22 protein-coding genes, 1 tRNA gene and 1 riboswitch are annotated in these 24,453 nt (G+C 32.7%); of the genes, 11 read left to right on the forward strand and 12 right to left on the reverse strand.

Annotated features, from left to right (window positions below; genetic code table 11):
* Position 1: 1 nt before the first annotated feature.
* From Q2T46_RS08710 to Q2T46_RS08740, 7 genes are all read left to right on the forward strand, one after another.
* A complete protein-coding gene (locus Q2T46_RS08710) occupies positions 2-679 on the forward strand; it encodes a Crp/Fnr family transcriptional regulator (RefSeq protein ID WP_303263316.1) in 678 nt (225 codons plus the stop codon).
* 47 nt (positions 680-726) lie between these two features.
* Positions 727-889, forward strand: a riboswitch (M-box (ykoK) riboswitch).
* Between the two features lie 167 nt (positions 890-1,056).
* Positions 1,057-2,307 carry a magnesium transporter gene (locus tag Q2T46_RS08715; RefSeq protein ID WP_303263314.1) on the forward strand — a complete coding sequence of 417 codons (1,251 nt, stop codon included), beginning with the start codon at positions 1,057-1,059 and terminating at the stop codon, positions 2,305-2,307.
* A gap of 6 nt (positions 2,308-2,313) precedes the next feature.
* On the forward strand, positions 2,314-3,549 hold the full coding sequence (locus Q2T46_RS08720) for an Nramp family divalent metal transporter (protein ID WP_303263313.1): 1,236 nt from the start codon (positions 2,314-2,316) through the stop codon (positions 3,547-3,549).
* Positions 3,550-3,679: 130 nt separating this feature from the next.
* Entirely contained in the window at positions 3,680-4,354 is a 675-nt protein-coding gene (locus Q2T46_RS08725; protein WP_303263312.1) for a response regulator transcription factor, read from the forward strand.
* Complete coding sequence (locus Q2T46_RS08730; RefSeq protein WP_303263311.1) at positions 4,354-5,721, forward strand: HAMP domain-containing sensor histidine kinase; 1,368 nt, start codon at positions 4,354-4,356, stop codon at positions 5,719-5,721. Before Q2T46_RS08725 ends, Q2T46_RS08730 begins: the two co-directional genes overlap by 1 nt.
* Positions 5,722-5,807: 86 nt before the next feature.
* The gene (locus Q2T46_RS08735) at positions 5,808-5,978 is read left to right on the forward strand and encodes a XapX domain-containing protein (protein WP_303263310.1); all 171 of its coding nucleotides are present in this window, start codon (positions 5,808-5,810) and stop codon (positions 5,976-5,978) included.
* A gap of 57 nt (positions 5,979-6,035) precedes the next feature.
* On the forward strand, positions 6,036-7,280 hold the full coding sequence (locus tag Q2T46_RS08740) for a methyl-accepting chemotaxis protein (RefSeq protein ID WP_303263309.1): 1,245 nt from the start codon (positions 6,036-6,038) through the stop codon (positions 7,278-7,280).
* Here the strand turns inward: Q2T46_RS08740 and Q2T46_RS08745 are convergent.
* Both Q2T46_RS08745 and Q2T46_RS08750 read right to left on the reverse strand, forming a co-directional pair.
* Entirely contained in the window at positions 7,267-7,683 is a 417-nt protein-coding gene (locus tag Q2T46_RS08745) for a threonine/serine exporter family protein (protein ID WP_303263308.1), read from the reverse strand. The two genes, Q2T46_RS08740 and Q2T46_RS08745, sit on opposite strands and share 14 nt — an antisense overlap.
* The gene (locus Q2T46_RS08750; protein ID WP_303263307.1) at positions 7,680-8,447 is read right to left on the reverse strand and encodes a threonine/serine exporter ThrE family protein; all 768 of its coding nucleotides are present in this window, start codon (positions 8,445-8,447) and stop codon (positions 7,680-7,682) included. Before Q2T46_RS08750 ends, Q2T46_RS08745 begins: the two co-directional genes overlap by 4 nt.
* Before the next feature lie 325 nt (positions 8,448-8,772).
* On the opposite strand from Q2T46_RS08750, the gene Q2T46_RS08755 reads away from it, so the two are divergent.
* From Q2T46_RS08755 to Q2T46_RS08765, 3 genes are all read left to right on the forward strand, one after another.
* The gene (locus Q2T46_RS08755) at positions 8,773-10,155 is read left to right on the forward strand and encodes an NAD(P)/FAD-dependent oxidoreductase (RefSeq protein ID WP_303263305.1); all 1,383 of its coding nucleotides are present in this window, start codon (positions 8,773-8,775) and stop codon (positions 10,153-10,155) included.
* Between the two features lie 17 nt (positions 10,156-10,172).
* Complete coding sequence (locus tag Q2T46_RS08760) at positions 10,173-11,459, forward strand: adenylosuccinate synthase (protein WP_303263303.1); 1,287 nt, start codon at positions 10,173-10,175, stop codon at positions 11,457-11,459.
* A 91-nt stretch (positions 11,460-11,550) separates the two neighbouring features.
* A tRNA-Thr gene (locus tag Q2T46_RS08765) sits at positions 11,551-11,626 on the forward strand.
* A gap of 68 nt (positions 11,627-11,694) precedes the next feature.
* Here the strand turns inward: Q2T46_RS08765 and xerC are convergent.
* Positions 11,695-12,891 carry a tyrosine recombinase XerC gene (gene xerC, locus Q2T46_RS08770; RefSeq protein ID WP_303263302.1) on the reverse strand — a complete coding sequence of 399 codons (1,197 nt, stop codon included), beginning with the start codon at positions 12,889-12,891 and terminating at the stop codon, positions 11,695-11,697.
* 150 nt (positions 12,892-13,041) lie between these two features.
* Between xerC and Q2T46_RS08775 the strand changes: the two genes are divergently transcribed.
* Entirely contained in the window at positions 13,042-13,206 is a 165-nt protein-coding gene (locus tag Q2T46_RS08775; RefSeq protein ID WP_303263301.1) for a helix-turn-helix domain-containing protein, read from the forward strand.
* 720 nt (positions 13,207-13,926) lie between these two features.
* On the opposite strand, the gene Q2T46_RS08780 is transcribed toward Q2T46_RS08775, so the two are convergent.
* From Q2T46_RS08780 to Q2T46_RS08820, 9 genes are all read right to left on the reverse strand, one after another.
* Positions 13,927-15,144 (reverse strand): transposase, encoded by a 1,218-nt coding sequence (locus tag Q2T46_RS08780; protein WP_303263300.1) that lies wholly within the window; start codon positions 15,142-15,144, stop codon positions 13,927-13,929.
* Between the two features lie 156 nt (positions 15,145-15,300).
* Positions 15,301-16,359, reverse strand: coding sequence for an MFS transporter (locus tag Q2T46_RS08785; protein WP_303263299.1), 1,059 nt, complete (start codon positions 16,357-16,359; stop codon positions 15,301-15,303).
* Positions 16,360-16,388: 29 nt separating this feature from the next.
* Positions 16,389-16,619 (reverse strand): hypothetical protein, encoded by a 231-nt coding sequence (locus Q2T46_RS08790; protein ID WP_303263297.1) that lies wholly within the window; start codon positions 16,617-16,619, stop codon positions 16,389-16,391.
* Between the two features lie 29 nt (positions 16,620-16,648).
* Positions 16,649-17,968 (reverse strand): tetratricopeptide repeat protein, encoded by a 1,320-nt coding sequence (locus Q2T46_RS08795; RefSeq protein ID WP_303263295.1) that lies wholly within the window; start codon positions 17,966-17,968, stop codon positions 16,649-16,651.
* A 159-nt stretch (positions 17,969-18,127) separates the two neighbouring features.
* Positions 18,128-19,297, reverse strand: a complete 1,170-nt coding sequence (locus tag Q2T46_RS08800; RefSeq protein WP_303263293.1) for an MFS transporter — start codon at positions 19,295-19,297, stop codon at positions 18,128-18,130.
* Positions 19,290-19,562: a PqqD family peptide modification chaperone gene (locus Q2T46_RS08805; protein WP_303265783.1), complete on the reverse strand. Its 273-nt coding sequence runs from the start codon at positions 19,560-19,562 to the stop codon at positions 19,290-19,292. The genes Q2T46_RS08800 and Q2T46_RS08805 overlap by 8 nt, the downstream gene beginning before the upstream one ends.
* Positions 19,563-19,565: 3 nt before the next feature.
* Positions 19,566-20,618: a radical SAM/SPASM domain-containing protein gene (locus tag Q2T46_RS08810; RefSeq protein ID WP_303263291.1), complete on the reverse strand. Its 1,053-nt coding sequence runs from the start codon at positions 20,616-20,618 to the stop codon at positions 19,566-19,568.
* 956 nt (positions 20,619-21,574) lie between these two features.
* Positions 21,575-22,468: a site-specific integrase gene (locus Q2T46_RS08815; protein WP_303263290.1), complete on the reverse strand. Its 894-nt coding sequence runs from the start codon at positions 22,466-22,468 to the stop codon at positions 21,575-21,577.
* Positions 22,469-23,957: 1,489 nt separating this feature from the next.
* Positions 23,958-24,224: a hypothetical protein gene (locus Q2T46_RS08820; RefSeq protein WP_132776276.1), complete on the reverse strand. Its 267-nt coding sequence runs from the start codon at positions 24,222-24,224 to the stop codon at positions 23,958-23,960.
* Positions 24,225-24,453 lie beyond the last annotated feature (229 nt).

Consider the following 24,453-nt stretch of genomic DNA (forward strand, 5'->3'; position numbering starts at 1 on the left):
TATGTGTGAATATGATTATCTTAGGAAGATACCCTATTTCAATACTCTTAGCGAAAATTCATTAAAAGAATTGAATAAAATTGCCTGTAAAAAAGAGTACAAAAAAGGTAGCATTATTTTTTTTGAAGGTGATGAAGGAGATGCTATCTACTTTGTAAAAACAGGTAAAGTTAAGATTTCAAAAACGTCACAACAAGGCAAAGAGCATATTATTAAAATCATGGAAAATGGAGATATATTTGCTGAATCCCTTCTATTTATAGGTGGGAAATACCCAGCTACAGCGGAAGCGATAGAAGACTCAATAGTTATCATCTTAAAAAACAAAGATATTGAAAATCTCATATTAAAGAATAACGAAATAGCCCTTGGTATAATAAAACTTATGGCAAAAAGACTACAGAACGTTGCAGTTATAATTGAAAACCTGGCATTGAAGGATTCTTTAGGTAGGACTGTTTCTATACTTTTGACATTTGCAAGAGAAAAAGGTGTGAAAAATAAAGAAGGAATTGCTATAGAATTAAACTTAAGCAGACAAGACCTTGCCAACATGGTAGGGACGTCTCGAGAAAATATGACAAGAATTTTAAGTCAGTTAGACAAAGAAGGAGTTATAAAACTGGATAGGCATGCTATAATAATAAAAGATGTAAATGCGTTAAAAAATTTGTCATAAATTTGTTGTATACATAAAGATTGTATGTTATAATTTATGTGCAATTAAATAAAGTTCGTTAAGTGAGGCTCCTATGCGGATACATGCTGATGCCCGGAAACATCGAGAGATGCCAATGGGTCAACAGATTCTACCGTAACAAGGTTTAATCTAATTCAGCTGGTGAAACCTATGCCGCATAGTGCTAAAACCCAACGAGTGTGTTGAGAAGAGAGCCTTTTACTTTATTGTAAAAGGCTTAAATTTTTTAAAAGGCAGGTGGTAATGATGGACTCTGGCCCTTATAATAAGCGAATAAAATTTAAAAATTCAAAAAAGAATATGAGGGAGGAGTCTATCTTACCTTAAACTCCTCCCGGTGAAAAGGAGGTAATGAGATGCCTATTTTAAGCCTTTATTTAAGCAGAATCTTAGGAAATAAGATATTTTTAAAAAATGGTGAAATCTTAGGAAGGTTAAAAGACATCGGCGTTTCAACGGCTATTCAGCATCCTGTAGCTATATCCATGATAGTAAAAACGAGATTGGGCACTAAGACATACAAATGGGAGAATATGAAGATAACAAAAAAGTTTGGGCAGTATGAACTTGTGTGCAATAATCCAGTAGAAATAGAGAGCGTAGGTAATGTCTTGTACTTGTCTAAAAATGTACTTGACAAGCAGATTATAGACGTAAATGGAAGAAAAGTTGTAAGGGTAAATGACATAAGGCTTGCATTTTTGGATAAGGACTTGTTTGCGATTGCTGTTGACATAGGAATTGAAGGAATTTTAAGAAGGCTTGGACTTGCAAAGCCGTTAAAAAGGATATTAAAGAGATTTGGCAAAACTATATCCAGCAAATTCATACTTTGGGAGGATATAGAAACAGTTTCTCGTTCAAATGAAAATATAATGTTATCAAAGACTTATCATAAATTGGCAACACTTCACCCTTCAGACCTTGCGGACATAATCGAAGATCTTGATTTAAAAACCGGTATAGATATATTTTCAAGCCTCGAGCATGGAAGAGCAGCAGATGTGCTGGAAGAGATGGAGACAGATACTCAAAGAAGCATATTAAACGAGCTACCTGTGTCTAAAGCTGCAGATATTTTGGAAGAAATGCCTGCAGATGAAGTAGCAGATATACTTGATGATCTGAATGAAGAAAAAGTTGAAGAACTGTTAAATGAAATGGAAAACAATGCCTCATTAGAAGTTAGAGAGCTGATGGAGTATCCCGAGTATGTTGTTGGAAGCTTGATGACGACTGATTTTGTGGCATTTGAGAATACTCTTTCCGTTGAAGAGGCAATACGTGAGCTGAGGCTTTTAAAACCTGATGAAGACATTATATATTATCTTTATATAGTCGATAAAACAAATAAACTTTTAGGAGCTGTAACATTAAGGGATTTAGTCATTTCGGAGCCAAACACTCTGTTAAATGATATTATGAATAAAGATATAATTTATACCAGAGATACAGACTCTATTAAGTCGCTTATAAAAACTGTGACTAAGTACAACTTGGTGGCAATACCTGTCGTTGATGATGATATGAAGCTTTTAGGAACAGTACTTATAAACGATATTATATATGAACTGATGAAGAGCGGAAAGACGTACGCAAGGAGGTAGTGTGAAGTGACAAAGAGGAAGACATTTCTTACAAATTTATTGATATTTCTGTCTATTTTAGGCCCAGGCATTATAACTGGAAGTGTAGATAATGATGCAGGTGGCATAACGACGTATTCTGTGGCAGGTGCCATTTACGGATATAAATTGCTTTGGACATTGATACCATCATTTATTGTCTTAATAGTGATTCAAGAGATGAATGCTAGAATGGGTGTTGTAACAGGAAAAGGCTTGGCAGATCTCATAAGAGAAAATTTTGGTGTAAAAGTTACATTTTTTATTTTTCTTGGACTCCTCATTGCGGATATTGGCAACACTGCAACAGAGTTTGCCGGTGTAGCGGGCAGTATGGAGATTTTCGGCATTAGCAAGTATATAATGGTACCTTTAGCAGCTATTGCAGTTTGGCTTCTAATTGTCAAAGGGAATTATACGATAGCAGAAAAGGTGTTTTTGATATTTAGCGTATTTTTGCTATCTTATATAGTTTCAGCCCTTTTGGCACATCCGGATTGGAAAGCTATAGGTCAATCCATAATAAAACCTACGATGTCATTTAAAACTGATTATTTAAGCATGGTAATAGGTATCGTCGGTACTACAATAGCCCCTTGGATGCAATTTTACATGCAGTCATCTGTTATAGAAAAAGGCGTAAAAATAGAGGATTATAGGTACACTATTTGGGACGTTGTGATAGGCTGTATCGCAACAGTAGCTGTAGCATTTTTCATAATAGTAGCTTGTGCATCCACACTTCATGTTAACGGAATAAAGATAAACGAGGCAAAGGATGCAGCTATGGCTTTAAGGCCGCTGGCTGGTGAGTTGGCTTCAGGTGTATTTGCATTTGGGCTTTTTATTGCGTCGATTTTTTCTGCTGCAATACTTCCAGTGGCAACGGCATTTTACATCTGTGAGGCATTTGGGTTTGAAGCAGGTATAGACAAAAGGCTTGATGAAGCTCCAGAATTTTATACACTCTTTACGGCTATAATTGTCATAGCTGTTGCCATAATATTGATTCCTCATGCACCACTTATTACCATAACAATATGGACACAGGTATTGAACGGCATTTTATTGCCGGTAGTTTTAATATCTATGATGCTACTTGTAAATAATAAAGAAATAATGGGTAAATACGTAAACAGTCCTGCAAAAAATGTTATTGGTTGGGGAACTACAATTGTATTGATTTCACTAACCGCAATTCTTATGGTGTTTTCATTTGTATAAAATTAAAGTATGTTTAAAGGCGGTATACCCGTCTTTTATTTTTTATGTCAAAATGTTTAAAATATGTATTACAGTATATAAGTGTTGTTTTTGCGGTTTTAAAATGTTAAATTATAGATGAGGTGGTACTATGTCTGAGCTTATATACATTATTGATGATGATAAGAATATAAGGGATTTAATGGTTAAATACGTCGAAAAAGAAGGGTATAATGTAAAAGCATTTGACAATGCTGAAGACGTTTTGGAAAATTTCAATAAAGACAAGCCTGATATGCTTATCTTAGACATAATGATGCCTGGAATGGACGGTTATGAACTTTGCAAGGAGATAAGAAAGATAAGCGATGTGCCAATAATAATTGTTTCTGCAAGAGATGAAGATTTAGATAAAATATTAGGTTTAGAATTAGGATCTGATGATTACATTGCAAAGCCTTTTTCTCCTAGAGAGCTTATAGCAAGGATGAAATCTGTATTTAGAAGGGTGAAAATGCCCAAAAGAAGCAACGAGATAAAAATAAAAGATATAGTTATAGTTCCAGATGAAAGGAAAGTGCTTTACAATGGAGAAGAAATGAGTTTTACTTCTATGGAGTTTGAGCTAATACAATTTTTAGCTAAAAATGCAAATAAGGCATTTACAAGAGAACAGCTTTTGGAGAAAGTCTGGAAATATGATTCGTTTACTGAGACCAGGGCAGTTGACGACATGGTAAAGAGGGTAAGGAAAAAGTTGCAAAGTTATGGTTGTGAGTTTAATATTTCTACCATTTGGGGATATGGTTATAAGGTGGAATCGTGATGTCTATAAGATTTAAGTTGATAATTTCTTATATATTGCTTATATTCATTTCATTCTCTATAATCGGTGTATTTTTTAATTTAATGATAAGGAACTTTTTAATAAATGAAGCAAGGCAAAATCTCATAAGGCAGGGATCTGTTATACAGAGATTGTACAATGGAAGGATAAGTACGCCTGAAGCACTGCAATCTATAAGGTACATGCCTCAATTCAGAGTTGGTGGCAGAATTCTCGACGGAGAACTATTGGTGGTTGATCTGGATGGAAATATTGTATATTCATCAAGACAAAATCCATTTGGTGGAGGCAATAGGATAGAATACGCAATACTTGATAAGATAACAAAGGAAGGTTCTTACAATAGCATAAAGATAGGCAACATAGATGTAGTAGCTGCTGTATTTCCCATAATAAGCAATATAAGCGGAAAAGTAATAGGTTCTATAGTTATGTATACACTTGTAAAGGGTATAAAGATTGCTTCTCTTCAAATAGTAGGAGTCCTTTTAAAAGGATTCTTAGTCTCTGGCATAATATCACTCATAATAGGTTATTTGCTTTCGAAATCTATCTCCGCGCCAATTGCAAAACTAACAGAAATGGTTGAGAAGATTAAAAATAAGAAGTTTGGCGAAAAGGTAGAAATAAAATCTGATGGAGAAATAAAGCTTTTAGCAGATGCTTTTAACGACATGTCTGTGGAACTCAGGAATTACTATACATCTCAAAGGCGATTTTTGCAAAATGCTTCCCATGAACTAAAGACACCCCTTATGTTGATACAGGGCTATGCAGAAGGTATAAAGGATGGCGTTATTGAAAGCGATGATATACCAAAGTCTCTAGACATAATAATAGATGAAAGCATAAGGCTTAGAGATATCGTAAATGACTTGATGTATCTGACGAAACTTGAGACACATCAAGAGGGTCTTAAAATGCACAAAGAACATCTCAAAGATATTTTTGACGAATGTATAGAGAAAATAATGCCTCAATTAAATAAGAAAAAAATTAAAATAAACTACAATGGTAATGATGCAGTCGTAAAATGCGATAGAAGGAAATTGATTCAGGCTTTTATGAATATATTAAGCAATGGTGTAAGGTATGCTAAAACGGCAATAGATGTAGAAACACATAATCACAGAGACCATGTAGAAATAAAGATTAAAAATGATGGGAGGAAATTTACAGATGAGGAATTAAACAATATGTTTGAAAGGTTTTTTAAAGGAGATGAGGGTGAAACAGGCCTTGGCCTTGCTATTACTAAGGCAATAATAGAATGGCACGGAGGAACAATTGAAGCATTTAACACAGATGGAGGTGTTTGTTTTTTAATAAAGCTTAGAATTGCATAAGCCATAAAAAATTATTTTTTGTGGTATAATATAAAAGTTCTAAAGTTTATAGTCTTGATGACGATAAAGATAAGTGAGGTGTTAATTTGAAGGCTACAGTTTTTGCTTTATTTACAGGTTTATTGGTTGGACTTATATTTTCATTTTTGGAGCTGCCGCTGCCTGCACCAAATGTTCTCCCGGGTATAGCAGGAATAGTAGGTATTTACTTGGGCGGCCAACTATTTATGTATATAACTAAACTTTTAGGCAGGTAGCTATATATATTTTGTTGTTAAAATAGGGAGAATATATAAAAGTTAGGGGGTATATGAATGAAAAGTATATTTTGGAGATTGATGCTTTCCTTTATAGTTGTAGTACTTGTTCCTCTTGCTGGGACATATCAATATGTTGTGGATGACACACATAAAGGCGCATTTGTTATTGTAGCGGTTGTTTCGTTTTTATTGTCAATATTATTTTCAATATACATATCATTATCGATTACAAAGCCTATATCGCGGCTTAAAGAAGGTTTTAAAAAGCTTTCAGAGGGAAATTTTAATGCCAATGTAAAAAGGGGCCGCAATGACGAGTTGGGTTCTTTGATAGAAAGCTACAATGAGATGGTTGACAGAGTAAGAAACATAATTAAAAATGTGACTGAATTCGCTAAAAACACAGAGAATACAGTAAGCAATTTTTCAAGCTCTATAGAAGAGGCAAATACGACTTTCAGCCAGATATCAAAAGCAGTGGAAGAGATAGCTCAAGGCTCTTCAGAACAAGCAAAGGATGCTTCCAATGCGGCGGAAATGGCTCAGAAGATGGGGCAGAATATCGATGAATCTGCAAACTACTTCAAAGCCGTAGAAGAATCAACAAATAACGCTAATAGGATAAGTCAAAACGGCATAGAAACAATAAAATCCCTTAAGGACAAGACAGCCGAAACTAAAGAGTCAATTGACAGCGTTGTTGCGGAGATTAATGAATTGCAGTCAAATTCAAGACAGATAGAGAAGATCATAGAGGTTATTACAGGAATATCTGATCAGACAAACCTTCTAGCCTTAAATGCTGCGATTGAAGCTGCGAGGGCAGGTGAAGCAGGAAAAGGGTTTGCAGTTGTTGCAGAAGAAGTGAGAAACTTAGCTGAGCAATCGAGAGAAGCAGCGTCAGAGATTGCAAAGATTATAGGCAATATTAAACAGAAAACTGATGCGACTGTCGAACAGGCTAATGTAGTTAAACAAATCGCTGATGAACAATCAGCTCAGGTGGAGACGACTGCACAAGCGTTTAATGATATTAAATCGTCTATAGATACGATAATTAATAGCACGCGGGTATTGAATGATGCTGTTGTAGGACTTACAGAGTACAAAAATGAGATCATATCTTCCATTGAGAATATATCGGCAGTTTCGGAGGAAACTGCGGCATCTACAGAAGAAGTATCTGCATCAACTGAAGAACAATCTAAATTTATACACGATATTAAAGACGATTTAGAGAGTTTGTTGAGCATTGTTAGAGAGCTTGACAAAGAGCTATCAAAGATTATCGTTTCCTAATTCTTGAAAAAGAAATTACGAACATCAGTCCGGCAGCTATTGCTAAAGCGATGCCGATGGTTTGCAGGCCTAAATCAAAGGCCTGTTTATTATTGCCTTGAATTATGGCAAGTACCGTCTTGTATGAATATGCTCCTGGTACTAGCGGGATGATGCCGGGTATGACGAATATAGTTGTAGGGTACTTCTTTTTTTGAGCGAAAACTTCTCCCATTATACCAATGAAAAGGGATGCTATAAAAGAAGCTGCAACAATAGATGGATATATTTTCATGGACAAAAGGTATCCGGCCCATCCAATTGCGCCAGATAGTCCTGATACAACTATAGCATCAAATGGCACATTAAAGAGAAATGCAAAACCGGCTGTTGCGAAAAAACCGTATAAAATCTGCAGTATCATAGTTTACCTCCAATTACATACCATATATTAAGGATAAATCCTACTCCGGCGGCGATGCTTATAGCAGACATTCCTGCTTCAACACCCCTAGAGACAGCTGATACTAGATCACCCCATATGGCATCTCTTACAGCGTTTGTTATGGCCACGCCGGGAAGGAGTGTCACGATAGATCCTATTATGATGCCATTTAATGTACCTACAGAAAAATGCGAAAAGATTATCCCAAGCAATGCTGCAAAAGCTCCACCGATGATATTGATTATAAATGTCGAAAGATGCAAATTTTCAAAATACGTTACAAATATCTGCAAAAGTGTGGCAGTTACAAATGTAGGCAAGAAGTCTTTAAGCGTACTTCCTAGTAACATACCTGACGATGATGCTGCAACACCTGCAAAAAATATTCTCAACACATAATTGTATTTACCTTTTGATCTTATTTCCCTTAATTCCTCTACGTATTTGTCAAAATCCAGTGTGTCTAATTTTTCCTTGCTAAACCTTCTTGATAAATCATTGACAAGAGCTACTTTATTCAAATCGCTATCTCTTTGTTTTACTCTTGTTATTGTAGTCTGAATCTTCCCATCATTTTCAATAGATGCAAAAATGCCTGTAGGTGTTACGAACGTCTCGATTCTCTCCACTTTGTTTTCCAACATTCTTGTTATTGTGTCTTCACTTCTGTATGTTTCTCCGCCATTTTCCAATACCGTTTGGCCTGCTGTAACAGCAAATTTCAAAAGATCTTCGTGATACAATTAACCACATTCCTTTCAGATTATAAAATTTACAAGATTATTATATATTATTTTTGGGCATAAAAAAACGACATTGATGATATAGGAATTTAAAAAGGCAACAGTATTATATAAGGTATGATTTTATTGACTTTATCTCATTAACGAAATAAAACTTACATTAAAAAATTAAAAATTGGTTTCAAAAAAGGCAGAATACTGGCGAAAAAACGAACTTTATGTAAAAAATATTGATTATTATTCGTGATTTTAGTTGATTAAATTGAGAATATCTGATAATATACTTAAGGGGATGTTGTTATCTTATCTAAAAGGAGTGTTTCATATGAAATCATACGATGTAATAATAGTTGGTGGTGGTCCGGCAGGACTATTTGCATCCCTGGAATTGGTGAAAGAAAATAGTGGACTTAACATATTGCTTCTAGAAAAAGGAAGAGATATAAGAGGAAGAGTATGTCCCATAAACCAGTATGAATCAAAGTGTGCAAACTGCAAACCGTGTTCCATCACTTGTGGAATAGGTGGAGCAGGTGCTTTTAGCGATGGAAAACTGACTTTGACATCTGACTATGGTGGTGTTTTAGATGAATATATTCCAAAGTCGCAATTGGATGAGCTGATAAATTACGTAGACAGTGTTTATGTGAAATTTGGCGGAACTAGAGAAGTACACGGAACTGATAGAGAAAAAATAAGGGATATAGAAAGAAGAGCTGCAGCAGCAGATTTAAAGCTTATTCCTGCAATTATAAAGCATTTAGGCACGGAAAAGTGTTACGACATAATAAAAAATATAGAAGATTTTTTAATGGATAAAATAGAGATAAAGACTAAAAAAATGGTTAAGGAGATACTGACAGAAGACGGCAAAGCCTGCGGTGTTGTGACGGAGGATGGCGAGAAGTACTTGGCTAAATTTGTAGTAGTGGTGCCGGGAAGGGAAGGTGCTGACTGGTTTAAAAGAGAATCAGAGAGGTTGTCTCTTGAGACGAAAAATAATGCGGTCGATGTTGGTGTCAGAGTAGAGATTCCTGCTGTCGTCATGGAAGACATAACAGACGTTGTTTATGAGTCGAAATTCATTTATTATTCAAAATCATTTGATGACAGAGTCAGGACTTTTTGTATGAATCCTTATGGTAAAGTAGTCGTTGAAAATAACGAAGGCCTTAAGACGGTTAACGGACACAGTTACAAAGATATAAAGACAGATAACACAAATTTTGCAATACTTGTAAGCAAAGAATTTACAGAGCCGTTTAAAGAGCCAATTGCGTATGGAAAGTACATTGCATCACTGGCAAATATGCTGGGGGACGGCGTAATTGTGCAGAGGCTTGGGGATCTTTTGTCAGGTAGAAGGTCAACTCCAGAGAGGCTTAAACGTGGCCTTGTAGAGCCTACTCTTAAAGATGCCACACCAGGTGATTTAAGCCTTGTACTACCTTATAGATTTCTCCAATCCATCGTTGAAATGCTTGAGGCTCTTGACAAAGTATCACCTGGCATTTATTCCAAGCACACCCTTTTGTATGGGGTAGAAGTTAAGTTCTATTCATCTAGAGTAAAACTTACAAATAAGTTTGAAACGCAAATCGAAAATCTCTTTGCAGCCGGCGATGGTGCAGGTATTACAAGGGGGCTAGCACAAGCATCTGTGTCAGGTGTCGTTGTTGCGAGAGAAATTTTAAATAGAGTTAAGTAAAGAAAGGAGCAAAAATAATGTCAACACTTGTCATAGTAGGCTCACAATGGGGCGATGAAGGAAAGGGAAAGATAACTGATTATCTTGCTGAAAAGGCCGATGTTGTCGTAAGATATCAAGGTGGTAACAATGCGGGACATACCGTTGAGAAAGATGGTATTCAATATAAATTGCATTTAATACCATCTGGGATTTTATATCCTGATAAAATCTGCATAATTGGAAATGGCGTTGTACTAGATCCTGCTTCACTGATTGAGGAGATAAATACATTGAAAAGCCAGGGGGTTAGCGTAGAAAATTTAAAAATAAGCGATAGGGCACATATAGTTCTTCCATATCATGTTAGACTTGATGAATTGGAAGAGTTGTCTAAAGGCGAGAACGATATAGGCACAACAAAGAGAGGCATTGGACCATGCTATATGGATAAATCAGAAAGGATTGGAATAAGGGCTTGCGACCTTGTAGATGAAGAAGTATTTAGGGAAAAACTGATGATAAATGTCAAAAAGAAGAATGAGATATTCACAAAGATATACGGCTTGCCTGAAATGAGCTTTGAAGAGATATATGAAGAATATCTTGAATACGCCAAAATACTTAAACCATACATCGTAGACACTACTTCATTATTGTATGATTTAATAAAAGAAGAGAAGAAGGTATTATTTGAAGGCGCACAGGGAACTCTACTTGATATCGATTTAGGGACTTATCCTTATGTTACAGCATCACATCCAATATCAGGTGGTGTAACTGTGGGTGCGGGTATAGGCCCTACAATGATTAATGATGTGGTAGGAGTTGTTAAAGCGTATACGACAAGAGTCGGAAAGGGGCCATTTCCCACAGAGCTCTTTAATGAAGAAGGAGATTTTTTAAGGGAGAAAGGACATGAGTACGGCACAACGACAGGAAGGCCCAGAAGATGTGGTTGGCTTGACATTGTCATAGTCAATTACGCTGTAAGAGTATCCGGCATAAGAACATTTGCACTGACTAAACTTGATACACTGACAGGACTTAAAAAGATTAAAATATGTACAGGATATAGATATAATGGGAAAATAATAAATAATTTTCCGGCTAGTTTAAAAGACCTTGCTATGTGTGAGCCTGTCTATGAGGAATTAGATGGATGGACCGAAGACATAACTAATGTTAAAAAATTTGAAGATTTGCCTCAAAACGCCAAGAAATATGTAGAAAGAATAGAAGAACTGACAGGAATAAATGCTTCAATAATATCTGTAGGTCCAGGAAGAGAAAAGACAATAATCAGAGAGGAACTGATGAAATAGCCATCAGTTCCCTATAAAAATTTCTCAAAAAAGTGTTGACAGAGTGAAACTTACCCGGTATAATATATAACTGTCAGGGCGATAAAAAGATGCTGGCGTAGCTCAATCGGCAGAGCAGCTGACTTGTAATCAGCAGGTTGAAGGTTCGATTCCTTTCGCCAGCTCCATATTTTAGAGGATTTCAGGGCATCGAGATTTTATCGATACCCTTTTTGTATGCGAAATGTATGCGAAATTAAAATAACATTTCTTCAAGTTTATCTGTTGCCTGTTTCTGCATGTCTGGTAGTACATGAGAATAGGTATCAAGTGTTAGTGTAATACTAGCATGACCTAATCTTTCACTAACTACTTTTGGATTTTCACCTGCTGCTAATAATAGGGTAGCACATGTATGCCTTAAGTCATATAATCTTATATCAGGCAAATTTTCTTTTTTGAGAAGATCTTTAAAATATCGTGATACATTTCTTTCTTCTAGTGGACTACCGTTTTGCGCGGCAAATACAAATCCATAATCTACATATATTTGTGTATCATGTAATTTTTCTTTCAATTCTTCTACTTTAAATTTTTCCTTGTCTTTATCATAATTTAAAGTTTCTTTTGCTCTGAGTTTTTCTTCAGCCTGATTTCTCTTATGTTCTTTGAGGCTTTTCATTACTTCTTTTGGGAGAGGTATGGTTCTTCTACTTTTTGATGTTTTTGGTTCTTCAAGATTCCATCCTTCTTTTGTCCTTGTTAAGACTCTTTTGATGTGGATACGATTATTTTTGAAATCTACATCTTCCCATTTAAGGCCAAGTGCTTCTTCTGGTCTCATTCCTGATGTTAAAAGTAGTTCAAACAATACACCAAATCTATTATAAGCACAAGCTTCTAAAAACTTTTTGGCTTGCTCTGGTGTTAATACTTTCATTTCTTTCCGTGCTTGTTTTGGTAGATCAACATTGTCACAAGGATTAGTTTTTATTATCTGCCATTTAATGGCCTGATTTAATGCATTTTTTAAAACTGTATGTGTATATCTGACAGTTCTTGGCGAAAGACCTTTGGTTATCATAGCTGCGTACATATTTTTTATTAGTAAAGGGTTTATATCTTTAATTTTAAAATTTCCTAAATGAGGTTTAATATAGAGTTCTATAAGTTGTTTATAGCTTTTGTATGTTTTGGGTCTTACACGTGATTTTAAAGTGTTTTCTTCCCATTCGTCAAGGTATTCTCTTAATGTCATATTTGCAGGTTTGATGAAAGTACCATTGTCAATTTCGTTCAATTTTTGTGTCAAATATTTTTGCGCCTCTTTCTTGTTGCTGCAATGTATTGTTTCATAATAATATTTGCGTTTTCCATTAGCATCAACACCTAAATATATTGCTATGCGAAACCTTCCTTCGCCCATTTCTCTAATACTTCCACGCTGCCTCATATACCAAACCTCCTTAAAAAATTCTTTTTTAATAGCATATAATACATTATATATAACTTAATTACAATATATATCATTTTATTTCAGTTGTCAAATATTAGATTGAAATGTAATATAATCTATGCTAATATGGTGATAGGTGGTGATACTATGGATAATTACTATACACCGCAGCAAGTTGCGGAGAAATTGCAGATAAATATAAGGACTGTTTATAAGTGGATACGTGAAGGAAAATTAAAAGCTATCAAAGTAGGCGATTTATGGCGGATATCTGAAACAGAATTAAAAAGATTTGTTGAAAATAAAAGCTAAAAAAAATACCATGCCAAATATTATGCCAATGATCTTGACAGGCATATTGCCTCTAAGACTATATTTGAATCTGTTCGGGTACATCAGTAAAATAACATATTTAAGGGTATATGCCATAAAACACATACCCTTTTTTATTGCGAGTTTAAATTGGATCATATTATTATCAACCTGTTTACAATATTTTTTCTGTGATTTGTTCTACATTGTAGCTTATCCTTACTGTTCAAGTAAGTCTGTTTTGCTATCTACTATAGGTGTATTTTTAATTATTTCTTTTACTTAATCATCTATTTTTCAACTATTTGAATTTCTTAACAAACAATTCTTGGTATTATGTCTAATTTATTTGAAGTATTTTTCGTAAAAGAGGTTTGACATGAGGAAATCATCTCAACATCTTGGACTGTTTTGATATGTTTACTACTTTTATATTTTATTTCGCACAACTCTTTGAATTCTACATTAGCATGTAATTAAGAAATCATTGGCAAGTTTCATAACAGTCTTTTATAGTATTTTATCCAAAAGGTCTATCATTAGTTTTATATGAGGAAATTGCACAATTAAGCTTTTAATTTTTGAACCAAAAAAGGCAATAGCAAAGCTAAGCATATTAATGCCTGTGGATAACTTATGAACTTTGAAAATTTAACAAAAATAGTTTATAAAATAATTTTCATCCCATGGTTATACAGCTGGTTAAACACAGGTAGTTAATTAAGCTACTTTTGGCAATGATTTAGTAACATTAACAGCAATAGTACCTGCAACAAGTGTAATACAGTTTAATAAAGCAAAGGTTTTAGCTTTCTTAATACCCGCTGAGCGCAGATTGTCAGTATTTAAATAGTCTTTTAATCGGCTGTTACATCTTTCAATAGAAGTTCTAAGGTTATATATCTCTTGCCACTCATCAGAACTCCTTATTGGAAAGCTAAAATATCTGTTATTTTTCTTGTAATTGATTTTAAGGCAATACCCATAGTTTGAATTGCTGCACCAAGAAGAACCATGAGGACAATCTATCTTTCCTAATACATGTGGACATCTGAATTTTAGATAATCACCGTCCTTACCCCAATATACAAGTTCATATCCCATAGAACAAATTGGGTGAAGCCTTTCATTTAATCCTTCTGGTGGAGCAAAACTTCCTCTTTTGTTGTAGGCTATGATTGGTTGTGCATGAAATTCGTTCATAATATAATCGTAATTTTCTTTTATATCATAGCCTGAATCCATAATACAGTGTTTTACATCAAATGTATTGCCGTAGAACTCTTTTAGCTTCTTTAATAAGGGTATTGCTAAAATACTATCATTTACGCTTGCAGGAGTAATTTCTATGGCAAGTGGAAGTTCACTTTTGCAGTCGGCTATTATATGTAGCTTCCATCCAAACCATTTTATATCATTGCCATCAGTATCTTTTTTCTTTCCCCAGTTAGGAGATTTACCATCATCCTTTAGTTTGGATTTAGGTTTTGGTTTTTCAAAAGCGTTCAATTTAGTTGAATCAATAGCTATATTAGTGCTATCAATTATGTTGAGGTCTTTAGCTTTAAGTATTAATTGCTTAAAGTCTTCCTCAAGAGCTTCCGACTTTGATATTAGGTTTAAAAATCTGCTAAAGGTTGATGCAGATGGAGTAGGACCAAATACACTAAAGCCACAGTTATATCTAAATACAGGGTCTGATTTTAATCTATCTACAAGCTTTGCTATATTGGGAATTTTCTCAAGTTGCATAGCAACTAAGGCATAAAGCAAAGGCAGTGGATCATATCCTTTAGGTCCTCTTTTATATTCAGATCTTGATAGTGAAAGCACGACATTTGAGAAATCAAGTTGTGAAAAAAACATTTCAAGTTTTGTCTCTGGTTGAAATTTTATTAATTCGTCGAAGGAAAATAAGCATTCTTGTCGAATATACATAAGTAGGTTCACCTCTTTTGTTAAAATTGGGTTGCTACTTATATATTCGACATTTGGGGTGAACTTCCTTTTTTTATCTTTTAAAAAGTTAAGAATATCAAGCTATTTAAAATATGAAATTCGCTCATATCATCAAATTTAATTCAACAAGATGATTTATTTTGCATAATCTGGCAATTTGTCTATATCCGATAGAGATTTATTTTTAAAAAATGAGTATGTAACAATAAACAATGTGATTCCGGATAGAATAAATACCAATCGATAATTCAGCGCACTTACACCTAATAGATTCTTAATAAAATCAATGAATCTATTGTCTACAGTAAGAATGTTTTTGAATCCAACATCTGTAATAGGACCTACAATAAGATATGCCACAGGCATAATGCAACGAATAATCATGGATCTTGCTGTATAAACACGTCCTTGCAGTTCCTTAGGCGTTTTTAACTGCCAAAGTGTCCCAGCAGCCACATTTGAAATCGGAATAAATAGCAAAAATAGCATTCTGTAAAGCGATACGGTAATAAACGATGCCCTAATTCCTATTAAAAGTAAGAAAACTGACGCACTAAGAATACAACTCTTTATCGTTTTTGTGTAGGAAGTATCGCTTTTATGTAATGTGGCAATAAAACTACCAATAAACATGCCAATTCCGCCAAATGTCTGAACAATACCTAACTGAGTGCTGTTTCCAATTGAAAGCATTAAAGGAGTAATGAGTACAACAGCAAGATTATTCAGGAAATTAGCAATTGCAAAGAGAAATACCAATAATGTAAGCCCTTTTCTTGCAAAAATAAACTTAAAACCATCATTCAAATTATTAATAAATTGATTCCAGCTCCATCTGTTTTCTCTCATCTTTTCATTTTCAAATTCCTTATTAAATATTCTTGCAGGGAAGAACATCCAAATAGCCATGGAGATGACATATGTCACCAGATCAATTATAATGATTCCTTGTAATCCTATAAATGTATATAGAATGCCTGCAATTACAGGTGTCAATAAATTATTTAATGAATCACTTACTTGATTCGTGCCATTTGCTGTTTTCGGATTTTCTTTGTCTACAATGTAGACGATTGATGATTGCACAGCAGCACTCTCAAACAGATTAAATGCTGCAATCAACAAAATAATGATGTAAGTAACAAATAAGTTAAAATAGTTATTTCTTAAAAGGAAAATAAAAGCGAAAGACACAATAGCAGCTCCTGTATTAAAGAATATAACTACTTTTTTGTATTAAACTTATCAGCAACAAAACCTGCAATCTGCGAAAGAAATATTGCAGGCAATACTGAAAAAAGAATAGAAATAGCCAATGGCGTAGCTTTGCCTGTTTTCTCATATATCCATACACTTAGTCCAAAGTCTGTTAAACCACTTCCAAGAATAGATATTAATTCAGCAAACCAAACAAAGACAAATTGCTTATTTATTTTTATCTTTAAATTTAACATATTACCTCTTTTCTTATGATACCATAAAGTCAACGCTTTATAAAAATATTCGAATACAGTCTCATTGATCCTGCAATTTTATCAGCCTCACTCAAATGATTTCTACACTTGTCTACATTATCATCTTCTAAATACAATTTTGATAGCTTTATATGGACTTTTAGCAATTCTTTTATGCTGCCTACATTTTTGGCAACTTCCAATATTTTGTTGTATGTGTTTATTGCTTTTTCTCTATCGTTTAATTGCTTATAAATATCAGCCAATCTGTAATTTCCCATTATGATGTATTCTATGTCATTGTTTTTATTAGCTATGGAAATGCTTTCTTCCATGAGACTTATAGATTCTTTGGTGTCCCCCATTTTAAATAACACATTGGCTTTTTCAATAAGTGTATGGGACAATGATTTTTTATCTTTGCTGCGCCTTACTTTCTCTGCTTTATCAAAATACTCTAAAGACTTTTCATAATCATTTAGATCGGCATAAATTTTGCCAATATTGCTGTAAATAAATCCTGCTATTGAATTTTCATCATTAACATCGTTTAGTAAATTTTTATATACGTCTAAAGATTTTTCAAGAAACCCCATCGCCCTAAAGCAATTAGCTTTTATAGAACTTGCATAAATATAGTTAATAAGTTCATGGGATTTATTACAATCTTTAAGAAATTTCTCAACATATTCTATTGCGACATCATATTTGCCAATGTGTTTATAACATAATGAAGTGTTATAAATTGCTTTATTTCTTATGCTTTTATCGTTTATTTCATCAGCAAAACTCATGGCTTTATCAAAGTAAAATATTGCTTCTGCATAATCGGTTATATTCATCTTGCAAACGCCTAACATGTTATAAACGTATGGTATTTGTTCCTTGAATCCATACATCATCAATAGTTCAAGAGCTTTGTTGTAGTTTAGTATTGCATCTATATATTTATTTGCATTATACATTATGTCGCCAATTTTAATGTCAATAAGTGCATTTACTCGTTTTCTCCCATATTTTTCTGCAATTTCAAGCAATTCATTTATTTTGCTTAAATCATCTTCATTGTTAATCTCTTTTAATTTTTGGATACAATAATATTCGGCTTCTTCAGCAGGCGTCATTAAAAGGTATTCACCATCTATGTTTAGATTTATGCCAATCTCTTTGGCTCTTTTATTAAATTTCTCCGCAATGGCAGAAGCTGTTTCTTTGCTCATAGTGCTTCTACCACTTTCAATCATGCTTATAAAGCCTCTTGTAATATTTTTATCCTGTAGTTCTCTCTGTTTCATCTTAAGCATTTCCCTGATTTTCTTTAGCCTTTCACCTTGAGTTGAAAATTCCATATAAATTTCCCACTTTCTTTTTTATATACTGTCTTAAGTCTTAAATTAATATCTATTATACAATAAATGATTTCTAAAGACTATTGGTATAAAAGATAAAACATTCAATGAATTTACGTTTTTTATTTCATTAGAATATATAGATAGTCTTTTGCTTTTTCAAGATGTTAACTCTAAATGTATTTTATTTCGTGCTACAAATCCGCTAATTAATACTATAAAACCACCTATTAACAGTACTGCCCTTACGCCCAAAAATTTTGCTGCAATACCCCCAAATGCTAATGAAATAATCGATGTTATATTTATTAACATTGTATTCATGCTAAATGTCCTCCCAAGGTATTGATTATCACAATTTTCCTGTATAATTGTAGTCCTTGAAATGGAATATAATGCATTGAATATTCCATTAAAAAATTGTATCAAAATTGCTAAAACAAAGAATGTATTTAATGGAAATACAGTAGTAGAAATTCCTAACCCTATCAATCCTAACTTAAAAATAACATCAACTGACACATTTTTTAGATATTTATATAAAACAAGTGAAGTCAGTATCATTGCTAACCCTTTAAAAGTAAGAATTGCACCATATCCCTGCGAATCTGTTTTTAAAAATTTATAAACATACATGATTAGTAATCCATTTAACATGCCAGCGGCTAATCCAACTATCATATTTATTGATAATGTATTGAAAATTATACAATTATCTTTTATATACTTTAATCCTTCGATAAATGAAATCTTTTCTGTTCGATCCAATTCTACATCATTTTGGGACTCATCTTTATATAATTTTATCAAGAAAATCATTACCATAGATAATAGAAAAGTCAAAGAATCAATATAAAAGCAATATTTAATATCAAATTTTGAAATAATAAAACCACTAATTGAAGGCCCTAATACCATCATTAATGAACTATATGAACTGCTTAAACTATTGACTTGTCTTAATCTGTCTTTTTTAACTATTTCCGGCAATATGCTACTTTTAGCTGTATCATAGAATATAGAAATACTAGATACAATAAAAATTATAATAAAAACATATTCTTTAAAAAAAGGTATTAAAAAAACTAAGATAGCTCTAAAAAAATCTCCTAAAATTAGAATTTTCTTCTTATTATAAATATCAACTATTTTTCCAGCAAATACTCCAAAGATTAATGAGGGCAATAGCATCATAATAGACAAAAACGACATATCTATAGATGAGTTATTAATGTTGTATACTAATGTTAAAACAGCAATTCTATCTATCCAATCCCCTATATCAGAAATTACCTGTGATGATATGAAAAGAAAAATATTTCTACTCATCTTTTTCCACCTTTATAATTATTTCTTTACCAATAAGTTTATCAATAAAATTTTTAATTGTATCTTCTGCAGAATCTATATCGTCTCCTGTAACTTTACAAACATTATAAATGATTTCGTCTAAATTTTCATATTTTAATGCAAACTCGAAAATAATATATCCAATGTCATTCATTAACAACGTTTCATTTCTTTTTGAATTATATAATAAATACTCTTCATCATTTTCTTTTCTAATAAAAACGTAATTATTCTTTTTATACATCAATTAATTCTCCTCCTCAATATTCCAACACCGATTATCAAATCCATTTAAAAAGCCTGTAGTATAATATGCATATGCTCTGCATCCGCCCATACACATATTAAAAATTTTACATTTGTTACATTTACCTTGAATGGATTCTAATTTCCTAAATTGGTTCATCATATTTGAATTTATCCAAATATCTGAAAAATCTTGACATAGAATATTGCCGCATATAAAGCTTTTCTCTCTAAAATAAACACAAGGGGTAACATCGCCATTAGATTTTATATGAGCAATCACGTTCCCAGCTTCACATATTGCTTTATTTTCATGGTTAATATATTGTAATAAGCTAATTTTATTGTTTTCTTTATCATTTTTTAATAAAACTGAAAGTAGCTTTTGTGGTTTTATAATCATTAAATCACCATTTTTACTTTCGTAATCTAATATAAGTTCGTAAGCTTTTTTTAGCTGTTGTGAAGTAGGGCAAAAAGATCTATTACCTCTACCAACAGGTATAAAATCAATAAACCTTACTGCATCAACATTTAGTGATTTTGCTAAGTTTAACAAATCTAAAATATAATCAATATTCTCTCTCATTAACACCATAGCAATCGATATTTTAATATTATACTTTTTTAAGTTATTAATCCCATTTAAAGCCTTTGTAAAAGCTTCTCTTGATCTCCTTATTCCTGAATAAACTATTTTATTTGGTCCATCTAAACTAATTTGCACTAATCCAATATTATATTTGGACAACTCTTTGGCTATATTATCAGTAATCAACGTAGCATTTGTTGTTATGCGAGGGATATAACCTTTTTCATTTAAATATGATATAATTTGAAAAATATCATTTCTGACAAAAGGTTCACCACCTTCGATACTAATTTTAAACACACCAGCTTCAAATAATTTATTAATAATTAATTTGCATTTTTCTAAAGTTAAATCAGAAATGTTATCAGTTCCTAAAGAATTAGAACAATGTTTGCATTTCAAGTTGCATTTACTTGTTATTTCCCAAGTTACCATTTCAGGAGCTTTTAAAATTCTATTCATTAAAACACCTCTATCTAAAATATATAATCTGTTAATCTGTTTAAATTTATATATATAACAAGCCTCAATTACATATTGTTTGAGGCTTGTTATATAACTCAAAAAATTTTAGTGGACATTGTCACAGCCAACAACCATTTGCCTAATAATAGGTGATTTTTTCATAAAATTTCCTCCTTCCATTGAGTTTAATCGCGCGATTTTATATGAATATACCATTAATGGTAAATATTATTTCAAAAATTAATTAAATTTAGAATATAACCTAAAAATCAAATGAACTGTGTTAGTATTGCAACTATAATAGTATTGTCAAATTGTTAAACCATTATCATATTAAACGACATTACAAACACTCGAACTATTCAAAGTTAAGGCAGGTGGATCTTCAAGTGGAATTACGTTAATTACAAGTGTCAAAACCGCAAACATTAACGTAGATATAATTAATATTTTCATTTTTTTATTCATTTTAGTTTCCCCCTTAAACCAAATTTTTCATATTATTTATTTTATTATATCATATCGAAATTTAAATGCAATATTTTTTTTTATTTTTATTGCACTATTTAATAAAGAATTCAATTAATAATTTCCAACTCTACCACGTTGAACAGTAGAAATTAGATTTGAAAATATGGTACGGATTTTTCATTTTCGCTTTGTTCAAATCAAAAATCCGAACTTATGATGCACCTCTGCTCATTCCTCGCAGACGTGCTATTTTTTCAGAAGCTTGAAGCAAAGGAAAATATATTTAATAAAATAGACAAAATATTTTTAAAATTCTATTGACATTTTACTTTTTATGTGTCATAATATAATTGAAGGTAGAAATCGAAAATAAAAAGAGGATTAGTTTTTAAAGCTAAAAGGTGAGTACCTATATCAAAAGCAAAAGGGGAATAGGTTCTACCTAAAAATAAAGGTGGTTGATCACGCCACCTTTATTTATTTTATGACAAATAATGTGATACTGTTACATTTTCACGGTTGTGACCTAAGTTTTTGCTTACTTCTCTTACAGCTTCTCTATCTCTTTTATCTCTTGTACGCTTTTTGTACTTTCTTCCTCTGATTTCTATAAACCTGTCTTGAGCGTATTCACGTCTCATACTGTGTATATCAAGATGCTCTGGAATCCTTGTAAATAGCCTTTCATTTCCTCTATCTTTAGCTTTTTCTAATATGCTTTCAATTTTAGGTTGATAATTTTTGAGTATAGGAACTTCTCTTGTTTTACCACCTTTACCGTTTTTGACATGGACATATAGCCTATCATCTTTTTTATAAATATCATTTGCAGTGATAGCTGATACTTCACGCCTTCTTAAGCCAGATGATTTACAGAAATCTATTAAATCCTTATAGTTATCCAAATTAATTTTTTTATCATCAGGTCTTTCAAGTCTTGATCTTGTTATATCTTTTAGTTTTCTTTCGGGCATTTTAATATCATTAGCGAGGCTATTATCTTTATATGCTTTTCTAAGAGCTGCTCTTGCAACCTTTATAGACCATGCTGATTGACCCAATGAGATTTTTTCGCTTAAATAATCTGATACCATATCCTTTGTTTTGTCAAAGTCTTTGTTCTTTACACCTTTAGATTTGCACCAATCAGCAAATCTTTTAACTTCATTACGATAAGTTGCATAAGTCTGCACAGAGAAGATACCAGCATTAAAAACTGCTTCATTCATAGCATTAAATACATCTTGTCCATGAAGTCCATTCTTTATTGCTTCTTCTCTAGCCTTCTTTTTAACAGCGTATTTACTTTTTCCAAATGACTGCTGTTCTTTTAAACTGTTAAGCAATCTATAAAAAATGCTTCCTTGTCTGCTCATTAAAATCACTCCTGTCTATTTAAAGTTCAGAAAATATTTGTATTGATAACAATGATGAAAGCCTATATAACAGTACTTAAATTGAATTCTAAATTAAAAATGTTAACAAGTTTTATTTATTATTAGGGTTATGTTATCATTTTAAAAGATTGTCGTCGTTCAAATATCGTAATATCAATGAAATCTAATGTTATCAAGAAAAAACATTTCCATTATCTGTATTTGGAAAGTGGTCAAATTGAGCACTTTCCATTACCGAAATTTTTCCGGTATATTGATTTCTTTTATAATCTTGTTGCAGAAGTGGACTTAGTGGACTTAATGGACTTAAATGCTTGAAATTGTTGATTTTTAGCCTGTTTTTTAAGTCCACTTTTGCCTTAATGTGGTCTTAAAATTGGTCTTATAAGTCCAGTTTTAAGACTTATAAGACCAGTTTATATAATTTATGGACTTGATGGAAACCGCTATTCGCCGGGGTTTAGACCACTAAGTCCAGTAAGTCCAGTTATGGGAATATACTTCTAGAGAAAATTTTTTACATTTCCATTATCTGTATTTGGAAAGTTGCAACTTTTGCAACTTTCCATTTCTGAAATTTTTCCAGTATAACGTGGCGATAAAATGTCGTTGCGTCAGGTTCACGTGGATAGACGCCGGGCGCCCTTCCACCTCCGAAAGTTTTCCAGTTGTGTATTTGGAAAACAGGACGCGGCATCCTGTTTTTCTATACCAGTTTTTCTATCTTTTATAACATCAAACAGACATGGTGTCCGATCCACATCCTAAGTTTTTCCAGTATATCGATTGTCTTTTGATTAAAAAGCATGTCTTAACTGAGGAATATAACCAGCTTCGCCGTTTATATTCTCCTATTGTCGCTGCGTGAGTAAGTTATATATCTATAAAGTAAGATTAGCATTTGTTAAAACATCATTACCAGTTGAGATTATGTCGTAGATAAAGCCGGTAAGCCGCTTTATCTTCTCTAATGCATTATCCGCATAGCATGATAGAGATTGCTTCGGCAGTGATTTTTGCGATATAGCTTATGAGATTGCTGTGGTGTATTTTATCATGCCGGATAACTGATGCTTTAAAATTCCGCCTGCTCTTATCCAAGCCCGTGAGCCATAGGGCTTTGCCGCTGCAGTAAATACATGAGGTCATTTATGCTTATATAAGCAGTTTCAAGAAAATCAAGCAACCTTCCATTGCCATTCTCTTTTATGAAATATCCGGATAGATGCAAAGGAATCAACTTTAGCGGCAGAAAGTTAATCCTTTGATACTCGCAAAATGCTTTCTGAAGGCCCGGATATTTCAACCGCAGAGGAAAGAGAATGATGCATAGCGCATTTTATTTTTATGCTTGTTTTCTTTATAATTCGATATTATTATATAACAAATATTCAGAAAATTCAATATAAATATTTAAATACCCTATGCGATTTAAAGCATAGGGTATCATTAATAGTAACTAAAGATTTTATTTATCGTCATTTTGCATTGTTTCGTCTTCTTTTTGAATTTTTACAAGTAATTCTAAAATGGCGTCGACTAATTTGTTTATATTTTCTTCTTCAATGCCAATTATCTCGTATATATAAGAGTCGATTATGTCGATAATTTTTTTATAATATTTGGCATCTTGGTTATTATCAATAATTTTCATTAAAGCACGATTTTTTTGTATTAAAAGTCCGGCTAAAGAATCAAAATCATCACGAGTCATTTCTTCGTTGTGGTAATTCATAATATTTCTTCACCTCCTTTCAGCGATACGATTTACCATATTTAGCTATTGTTTAGTGAATAGAGAATGATAATATTTTTTAATTTTACATGTTGAGCATTATATTTTAATTTCTACTATGGTCTTATTGCAAAAGTGGACTTAGTGGACTTACTGGACTTAAATGCTTGAAATTGTTGGTTTTTAAGCTGTTTTTTAAGTCCACTTTTGCCTTAATGTGGTCTTAAAA

This window comes from Thermoanaerobacterium sp. CMT5567-10 (assembly GCF_030534315.2).
Lineage (GTDB): Bacteria > Bacillota > Thermoanaerobacteria > Thermoanaerobacterales > Thermoanaerobacteraceae > Thermoanaerobacterium.